The following is an 8,454-nucleotide window of genomic DNA, read 5'->3' as shown; positions in this document are numbered from 1 at the left end:
CTTCGACAAGCTCAGCCACCGCCACCTCGCCACGAACGTCCCTGAGCCTGCCGAAGGGACCGGAACCTGCTCTCGCCGCCCGGAGGCCGCGACCGTCTCACGCACCGGCGACCCCCCCCCCCGGAGCCGAGCGTCAGCCGGCCGAGGAGTCGAGGCGATGGACGCGGCCGGTCGCCGGGTCGACCCAGTTGCCAGAGCCGGTGAGCCGATGCCACCTCTTGTGGAACGCGAGGTCCGTGTCGGCGGCATCGGGGACGCCCGCGCCGCACAGGTCGCAGATGCGGAGGACGACGGTCTCCCCCTGCGCCGTCGTCAGCGACACCGACCCGTCCGGGAATGTGAGACCCATCGCGCTCCCCCTTCGTTCGTGAGAACGCCCACCTTACGAGACGAGAGCGGCTCAGCGCGGGGCGAGCTCGCGGAGCGCGCGACGGACCACGCTCTGCGGGGCGTCCGTTCCTCCATGAAGGGCCCACCAGGCGAGGGATGCGTTGACCGCGGCCATCAGCGCGTGCACGCGCACCGTCGTCAAGAGGTCGTCCGGTGCGCAGCCCGCCCGTTCCGCGGCGAAGCGTGCCGCGGCATCCGTCATCATCCCGATCGTCGGGGCCCCGACCTGCTCGAGCGACGGGTTCGCGCGAATCACGCGCAGCCGGTGGCGCGTGACCTCGATCGACTCGGCGGGGATGGTGGCGCCGGCCTCGAACGCACGGCGGATCGCCTCCCAGAGCGGCTCTTCGTCGCCGCTCGCCGAGAGGGAGGTGCGGAAGCGATCGAATGACTCCTCGAGCCCGTCCCAGACGAGCGCGGCCTTGTTCGGGAAGAGCCGGAACAACGACCGCCGACTCACCCCCGCCGCCGTTGCGACCTCGTCCATCGACACGGCATCGAATCCGCGCTCGTCGAAGAGGCGGAGCGCGATGAGGGAGACGCGGGCGGGATCGATTGTGCGCGGCCGCCCCCCGGGACGCTCGTTCGGACTTTCCATAGACACCTTTCGGCACTGAGTGCTAAAACCGTGAGTGGCGCACCTGCGCCCTCACGAAGGAGAAAACCATGACCGCGTCGACCGTCGCACGATTCGCAGGCAAGACCATCATCGTCACCGGTGCCGGGTCCGGTATCGGACGCGCCACGGCGACCCGGATCGCGCACGAAGGCGGGCGCGTCATCGCGACCGACGTCGTCGCCGAGCGACTCGAGGCCCTCCGCGACGAGCTGAGCGGACTGGCCGTCGAGACGGTCGTCGGAGACGTCTCCGCTCCCGAGACCATCGCGGCGCTCCTCGAGACAGCAGGGGGCCGGGTCGACGGACTCGCGAACGTCGCCGGAATCATGGATGCCTTCCTTCCGCCGAGCGAGGTCGACGACGCGACGTGGGACCGGGTCCTGAGCGTCAACCTCACCGGCCCGATGCGCCTGACGCGCGCGGTGCTGCCGCTCATGATCGGGGCGGGCGCCGGCGCGATCGTCAACGTCGCCTCGGAGGCCGCGCTGCGCGGCTCGACGGCCGGCGCGGCGTACACGTCGTCGAAGCACGCGATCGCGGGGTTCACGAAGAGCGTCGCGTTCTTCCACGGTCCGCAGGGCGTCCGCGCGAACGCGGTCGCGCCGGGGGCCGTCGCCACCAACATCGAGGCGCCCATGAAGAGCGAGTACGCCGCCGGCCGCATCGGCCCGCTCCTCCAGGTGGTCGTGCCGCCCGTCGCGCAGCCGGAGCAGCTCGCCGCCGCCATCACCTGGCTGCTCAGCGATGACTCCGCCAACGTCAACGGCGTGCTGTTGCCGAGCGACGGGGGATGGTCGGCGATCTGACGGACTCCGCCGCCGCGCGGGTCCGACGGACGTACGCCGCGTAGCGTGGTCTTTGTGGACCCCGAGACCGAGGAGCAGCGATCGCGCTTGGCTCACTGGAGCTGGCAGGACCGATCCCTGCAATCCACCACGCCCCCACGGCTCGAAGACGGACGGCGTCTCATCCGCGTCTTCCCGGAGTGGATCAGCGGCCTTCCCCTCTGGGAGAACTTCACGGAGAACTACCCGTTCGAGCGCGATGCCCTGCCCCTCTCGTCCGAGCTGCAGGACGCTTTCGAGGCATGGAACGAGCACTGGCAGAACCGGGACATCGACGAGGAGCTGCCCGACCTGGACCGATGGCTCGCCGAGGGGAGAGAGCTCGTCGCCCGACTCCGTGACGAACTCGGGGACACCGCCGACGTGCGGGCCGAGTTCTGCGCCTGACGCGGCGCCCTCATCGCCGCGTGTCCACAACACCCGGACGCCCCGCGAGGACCGTCCGGGTTTCGTGGACACTCAACCCTGCAGACGCGGACGCTAGAGGATGACGCCGAACTCCTCCGCGAGCGCGGGGAGCTCCTCGTGCAGCACCCGCGATGCCTCCTCGGCCAGCGGGTTCGTCGACACACCGCGGTCGTTCACGAGCTTGCCGCCGACGTACACCTGCTTCAGGTTGCGGAGGCCGCAGGCGAGCACGTAGCTGCGCACCGGGTTCCACAGCGGACCGACGTCGGGAAGGCGCGGGTCGACCACCACGAAGTCGGCGAACTTGCCGACCTCGAGGCTGCCGACGCGGTCGTCGACGCCCATGATCTCCGCTCCCCCGAGGGTGTGCAGGCGCAGCACCCGCTCGGGCATCATCGACAGCGGGTCGTGCGTGCGGGCGCGCTGCATGAACATGCCCATGCGCATGTTCTGCCATGGGTCGGCGACATCGGTGCAGGCCTGGTCGTCGAGGCCCATGCCGACCTTCATGCCGAGGTCGAGCATCTCGGGCACGTGCGCGACACCCGACGCCAGACGCCCGTTGGATGCCGGCTGCCACGACATCGCGGCCCCGCCGGCGGCGGCATCCGCGATGATCTCCGGCGTCGTCTGGATGAAGTGACCGAACATCATCCCGGGGCGCAGCGCGCCGGCGTTCTTGTACAGCTGGAACTTCGTCTGCTGGTGCTCGATCGCCTCGTACGTCTCGAGGAAGTGCGCCTGATTCGTGACGCCGAAGCGGTCCATGACCGCGACCTCGATCTCGGCCGCGTCCGGCCGCGTCGACCACTGCACCTGCCCCATGATCGAGGCGCCGAGCGCGATGTCGGGGTCCATCGCCAGGACGTGATCGAGGGATGCCTCGAACCGGGCGAAGATCTCGTCGTCGGTGCCGACGGTCGCATCGAGCGCGATCGAGTCGACGAAGCGGAGTCCCGCGTCGAGGCATCCGTCGGCCTGACGGGTGTGCCAGGAGTGGTCGCGCAGGATGCCGCCGCCGTCGGCGCGCTTGCCGTCGACCATCGGCTCCCAGGGCAGGAGCGGGTCGGTGAAGTTGTAGGCCGTGGTCACGCCGTTGGCGAGGAAGTCGAGCGAGCCGTGCAGCGTCGCCCAGTAGATCTGGTCGGGCGAGGCGTTGTTGAGCACGCTGAACATCGAGGTGCACCAGCCGTAGAGCGTCTGGTCGACGCCGAGTCCGCGCGAGCCGCTCGTGAACAGGTGGCTGTGGCTCGACACGAAGCCCGGCGCGACGAACTTGCCGTCGACGTCGAGGATCTCGTCGGCGGTCAGCCCCGGGTCGGGGTCGCCGGCGCCGATCGCGGCGATGCGTCCGTCTTCGACGAGCATGTATCCGCGCTCGATGTATCCGGGGTCGTCGGTGCCCGCGGGGACCGTGATGAGGCGTGCGTTCGTGACCAGGAGCGACATGTTGATGACGGTAACAATCGCGTGTTTCCGCGGTGTTCCGGGCGTGCGGCGGATGTTTTGCAGGGCCTCGTCCCACTTATGGCGGTGCGTGTCCCAGAAGAAGCGGGTTACGGACCTCCGCACCCACCACGAGTGGGACACGCATCCCGCTGGGCACCGCCGAAGCAGGGCCTCGTCCCACTTATGGCGTTGCGTGTCCCAGAAGTGGTCGGGCAGCAGCCCGGCAACCCGCCACAAGTGGGACGAGGGTCGAGCAGCTCAGGCGAAGGCGCGACGCACCGCGGGTGCGATCGCCGCGAGCACCTCGTCGCGCGCGGGCGTCGACGGGAACACCAGGAACAGGTGCGGCACACCCTCGCGGCGCACGAACTCGACGGGGACTCCGGATGCCGCCAACCGCCCGGCGTACTCCTCCGCCTCGTCGGAGAGCGGGTCGACGCTCGCCGCGACGATCACGGCCGGAGCCGATCCGGCCAGATCGGGCGCGCGCAACGGGGCCGCCTCGACAGGGACCGCACCATCGGACGCGGCTCCCGCCGGAGCGGCGACCTGCGCGACCGGCCCGGGCGCGGAACCCTCGGGTGCGGACGCCGCAACGCCCCCGGGCGCCACCGCCGGACCGACGCTCCCCGCGCCCGCGGCCTCCTGCAGGTACAGCCCCCAGTACCACTGCATTCCCTTCGCGGTCAGCGGCAGGTTCTCGGTGTGCGCGCGGTAGCTCGGCCGGTCGGGGTCGGGGGCGTCGAGCACGGGGCACAGCAGCACCTGGACCCGGATGCCGGGAGCCCGACCCTCGCGCGAGCGCAGGGCGAGCGCGGCGGCGAGGTTGCCCCCGGCGCTGTGCCCGGCGACCCCGAGCAACGCGGGGTCGATCAGCCCACCGGCCCCGGAGGCGGCGAAACGCAGCGCCCGCTCGCAGTCGTCGAGTCCGGCCGGGAAGGGGTGCTCGGGCGCCAGCCGGTAGTCGACGCTCAGCACCTGAGCATCGGTGGCGGCGGCGAGCGCGCGGCACAGGGCGTCGTTGTTGTCGAGGTCGCCCGCGACCCAGCCGCCGCCGTGGGCGAAGACGAGCGTGCCGCGGTGCCCCGCACGGGGCCGGTACAGGCGCAGCGCGAGGCCGTCGGCATCCAGATCCTGCGACTCGACGACCTCGTCGTCGGGCATGCGCACCCACGACGGGTTCGCGCGCAGTTCGGCGATCCGCGCGGCGTCGTCGCCGTCGGCATCCGTGGCGCCGGAAGGGATCGTTCCCGCGCGGGCGGCAAGTCGTTCGAGGTGCGCGCGCACGTCGGGGTCGGTGATGGCGGGGTGGACGCTCACGGTTCTCCTGCGGCTCGGGCGTCGCCGTGACGGGCGACGGGGACAGGGCGAGCGTAGAGGGCCGCGTGATCGCCGAGACGACGTGAGGGCGAAGCGTTACGACCAGGAAACAACGCCGTCGCGCGCGCCCCCGACGATGGCGGCATGTCCTCACCCGAGCAACGCGCGGCCGCGATTCTTGCGAGCCAACGCTTCGTCGTAATCGGCACGACCGACGCGGACGGCCCGTGGACAGCGGCCGCGCAGTACCGGCTTCGTCCCCGCGGCCTGTACGTGGAATCCGACCTCGGGTCACGGCACGCCCGGGCGATCGCGGTCTCGGGCACGGCATCCGGTGTCGTCTACGACTCGTCGGCGGCTGTCGCCGACGCCGACGGGGTGCAGCTGGCGTTCTCGGCGCGGGAGGTGGATGCCACAGAACCGGCCGTGCGAGCGATCCTGGCCTCGCGACTCCCCCGCGACGCTGGGCCGGTCGCCGAGCTCGACGATGAGGTGGCGGCGGTGCTCGCGGTGCCGACCAAGCGCCTGTACGTTCTCGAGGTCGAGCGGGCGTACGTCTTCGATCGGGACGCCTGGCGTTCGCGCGGCACGGACGCGCGGATCGAGATCGAGGCCGCGGACGTGTGGGCGGCGCTGGGGCGACCGTAGCGAGCGGCTTTACGCCACCGAAACAGCACCGTCGCGACTCCGTACGACGCGGGGCGTACCGTGACGCCGCAGGGCGACCCGACGCCCGGAGAGAGGAGCACCGTGTCCCACCGCGTCATCGTCACCGGAGGCTCAGGCGGCATCGGCGCCGCCATCGTCGAACGCTTCCTCACCGATGGCGCGAGGGTCGTGGTGCTGGATCGTCGTGCGCCGGCCGAGGAGTCGGCATCCGTCTTCGTCGCCGTCGACCTGCTCGATCCGATCGACACGCGGCGCGCGGTCGGGGAGGCGATCGAGGTGCTCGGCGGCGTCGACGTGCTCGTGAACTGTGCGGGCATCTTCCAGCATGCCTCGCTGCTCGACATCACGGTCGACGACTGGGATCGCGTGCTCGACATCAACGCCCGCGCGACCCTCGTGACGATGCAGGCCGTCGCCCCCGCGATGCTCGACGCCCGCCGCGGCGCGATCATCAACATCGCGAGCATGGCCGCGAAGCAGGGCGGCGGAGGCGAGGGGCATTACGCCGCCTCGAAGGCCGCGGTGGTCGCATTGACGCGCGCGGGCGCGCAGGAATGGGGATGCCACGGCGTCACCGTCAACGCGGTGTGCCCGGGCTACGTGCTCACCGAGATGGGCGCCGACACCCGCTCGGAAGCCGACATCGCCGCGTGGAGCGCGAAGTCTCCGCTGGGTCGGCTCGGGATCCCCGAAGACGTCGCGGGTGTCACGCACTTCCTCGCCTCGCCGGCCGGGAGCTACCTCACCGGGCAGGCGATCAACGTCACCGGCGGGATGGTCATGCACTGACGGTCGTGCCGGCACGGACGCGGGCGAAACTCCTGAGATTCGGCCGCCGGCGACCCCTCACGGACCGCGAGAAGGCGACGTCCCTCGGTTTCTCAGGAGTTTCGCCCGGGCCGGAGCGCCGACCGCCCCGTGTGACAGCGCGTGACGCGGGCCGACCGGCGCGGCAGGGCGGTGGTTACGGTGGGGCTTTGGCACCCGTCCGCCGTTTCGACCTGGAGAGCACATGTCCGAGTACTTCGACCGCACCGCCGACAAGACCTACACGAAGGTCTACAAGGCCGAAACGCCCGACATCCTCGCCGCATTCGCCGCCTTCGACCAGGCCGTGTTCGCCCCCGAGGGCCGCGCGATCCCGCTGAAGTATCGCGAGCTGATCGCCCTGGCCGTGGGCATCACGACGCAGTGCGTGTACTGCATCGACGGGCACTCGCAGAACGCCGTGAAGGCGGGCGCGACCGAGGCCGAGCTGGCCGAGGCCGCCTGGGTCGCCACCGCCATCCGCGCGGGCGGCGGGTACGCGCACGGCCGTCTCGCGTTCAAGCTCGGCGAGGACGCCCGTCCGCACGAGCACTGACCCATGTCACCCCTCGAGGCGGAGGCGCTGGAGTTCGTCCGCGCCCTGATCCGCATCGACAGCGTCAACACCGGCGAGGCCTCGACGATCGGCGACGGCGAGACGCGCGCCGCCCTCTTCGTCCAGGCGCGGCTCGAAGAGGTGGGCTACGAGACGACCCTCGTCGAACCCGTCCCGGGTCGGGCGAGCGTGATCGCGCGCCTGGCCGGGTCGGATCCGGATGCCGGTGCCCTCGTCGCCCACGCTCACCTCGACGTGGTGCCGGTCGAGGTCGAGAACTGGACGCATCCGCCGTTCGGCGCCGAGATCCACGACGGCATCCTCTACGGTCGCGGGGCCGTGGACATGAAGGACTTCGCGGGCATGCTGCTGGCGACCGCGCGGGCCTTCCGCCGCGACGGGATCGTGCCGCGGCGCGACCTCATCTTCGCCTTCTTCGCCGACGAAGAGGCCGGGGGCGTGTGGGGCGCGCGGTGGATCGTGCGCAACCGCCCCGAGCTGTTCGCGGGGGCGACCGAGGCCATCAGCGAGGTGGGCGGGTTCTCGATCCCGCTCCCCGGCGACCGTCGCGCGTACCTCGTGGCGACGGCGGAGAAGGGCGTCACCTCGGCGACCCTGACGGCGCGCGGGCACGCGGCGCACGGCTCCCGGCCCACCGCCGACAACGCCGTGGTGCGCCTCGCGCGCGCGGTCGTCGCGATCGGCGAGCATCGGTTCCCCGTGGTCCGCACGGCGACCCTCGACCGCTTCCTCGACGTCTACGGGCGAGCGGGTGGCGATGTCGACGACCTCGGGTTCACGGCATCCCTCATCGACGCGGGAATGCACCACACCGTCTCCCCCACCGTGCTCGAGGCCGGGGGCAAGACGAACGTCATCCCCTCGACGGCATGCGCTCGCCTCGACATCCGCATGCTGCCGGGGCGCGACGACACGCTCCGCGCCGAGATCGAGGCCCTCGTCGGCCCCGACGTCGAGGTCACATGGGCCCGCGCGGTGCCCGCGATCGAAGCACCGGTCGACGCCCCGATCATCGGCGTGCTGCAGGATGCCATCACCGCCGAGGACCCGGACGGCACCGTCGTGCCGTACCTGCTTCCGGCCAGCACCGACAACAAGCACCTCGCCGAGCTGGGGATCCACGGGTACGGTTTCGTCCCGCTGCGCGTACCCGCCGACTTCGACGTGTTCGGGCAGTTCCACGCCGCCGACGAGGGGGTGCCGGTGGAGGCGCTGCTCTTCGGCGCGCGGGTGACGGCGCGGATCCTTCGCGAGGCCTGACCGGGACGCCCGTCCCGCCGGGGTGTCCCGGCCCGCCCGGGCGCCGGGCTGCGGACCGGGACGCCCGCCGTGCCGCGGGTCGGCCTCGGACCGGGACGCCCGCCGTGCCG

The 8,454-nt window shown here is 71.6% G+C and carries 10 protein-coding genes; 6 read left to right on the top strand and 4 right to left on the bottom strand.

Going from position 1 to position 8,454, the window contains the following annotated elements; translation table 11 throughout:
- Positions 1–133 precede the first annotated feature (133 nt).
- Together NS283_RS17400 and NS283_RS17395 are read right to left on the bottom strand one after the other, a co-directional pair.
- Positions 134–349 carry a hypothetical protein gene (locus NS283_RS17400; protein WP_058598114.1) on the bottom strand — a complete coding sequence of 72 codons (216 nt, stop codon included), beginning with the start codon at positions 347–349 and terminating at the stop codon, positions 134–136.
- A 51-nt stretch (positions 350–400) separates the two neighbouring features.
- Positions 401–988 carry a TetR/AcrR family transcriptional regulator gene (locus NS283_RS17395; protein WP_058598113.1) on the bottom strand — a complete coding sequence of 196 codons (588 nt, stop codon included), beginning with the start codon at positions 986–988 and terminating at the stop codon, positions 401–403.
- A 68-nt stretch (positions 989–1,056) separates the two neighbouring features.
- Between NS283_RS17395 and NS283_RS17390 the strand changes: the two genes are divergently transcribed.
- Together NS283_RS17390 and NS283_RS17385 are read left to right on the top strand one after the other, a co-directional pair.
- The gene (locus NS283_RS17390) at positions 1,057–1,815 is read left to right on the top strand and encodes an SDR family NAD(P)-dependent oxidoreductase (protein ID WP_058598112.1); all 759 of its coding nucleotides are present in this window, start codon (positions 1,057–1,059) and stop codon (positions 1,813–1,815) included.
- A gap of 54 nt (positions 1,816–1,869) precedes the next feature.
- Entirely contained in the window at positions 1,870–2,241 is a 372-nt protein-coding gene (locus NS283_RS17385; protein WP_241490576.1) for a hypothetical protein, read from the top strand.
- A 93-nt stretch (positions 2,242–2,334) separates the two neighbouring features.
- Here the strand turns inward: NS283_RS17385 and NS283_RS17380 are convergent, their stop codons facing one another.
- A complete protein-coding gene (locus NS283_RS17380; RefSeq protein ID WP_058598110.1) occupies positions 2,335–3,711 on the bottom strand; it encodes an amidohydrolase family protein in 1,377 nt (458 codons plus the stop codon).
- A 258-nt stretch (positions 3,712–3,969) separates the two neighbouring features.
- Positions 3,970–5,031 (bottom strand): alpha/beta hydrolase, encoded by a 1,062-nt coding sequence (locus NS283_RS17375; RefSeq protein WP_058598109.1) that lies wholly within the window; start codon positions 5,029–5,031, stop codon positions 3,970–3,972.
- A 144-nt stretch (positions 5,032–5,175) separates the two neighbouring features.
- On the opposite strand from NS283_RS17375, the gene NS283_RS17370 reads away from it, so the two are divergent.
- The 4 genes from NS283_RS17370 to NS283_RS17355 all read left to right on the top strand — a co-directional run bounded on the left by NS283_RS17370 (position 5,176) and on the right by NS283_RS17355 (position 8,344).
- Positions 5,176–5,679, top strand: coding sequence for a pyridoxamine 5'-phosphate oxidase family protein (locus NS283_RS17370; RefSeq protein WP_058598108.1), 504 nt, complete (start codon positions 5,176–5,178; stop codon positions 5,677–5,679).
- Positions 5,680–5,781: 102 nt separating this feature from the next.
- A complete protein-coding gene (locus tag NS283_RS17365; protein ID WP_058598115.1) occupies positions 5,782–6,489 on the top strand; it encodes an SDR family NAD(P)-dependent oxidoreductase in 708 nt (235 codons plus the stop codon).
- 223 nt (positions 6,490–6,712) lie between these two features.
- Positions 6,713–7,063, top strand: coding sequence for a carboxymuconolactone decarboxylase family protein (locus tag NS283_RS17360; RefSeq protein WP_058598107.1), 351 nt, complete (start codon positions 6,713–6,715; stop codon positions 7,061–7,063).
- A 3-nt stretch (positions 7,064–7,066) separates the two neighbouring features.
- Positions 7,067–8,344: a M20/M25/M40 family metallo-hydrolase gene (locus tag NS283_RS17355; RefSeq protein WP_058598106.1), complete on the top strand. Its 1,278-nt coding sequence runs from the start codon at positions 7,067–7,069 to the stop codon at positions 8,342–8,344.
- The last annotated feature ends 110 nt before the right edge of the window (positions 8,345–8,454 follow it).

Source organism: Microbacterium testaceum (assembly GCF_001476285.1).
Classification (GTDB): domain Bacteria; phylum Actinomycetota; class Actinomycetes; order Actinomycetales; family Microbacteriaceae; genus Microbacterium; species Microbacterium testaceum_B.
This window is presented reverse-complemented; position numbering and strand designations above follow the sequence as displayed.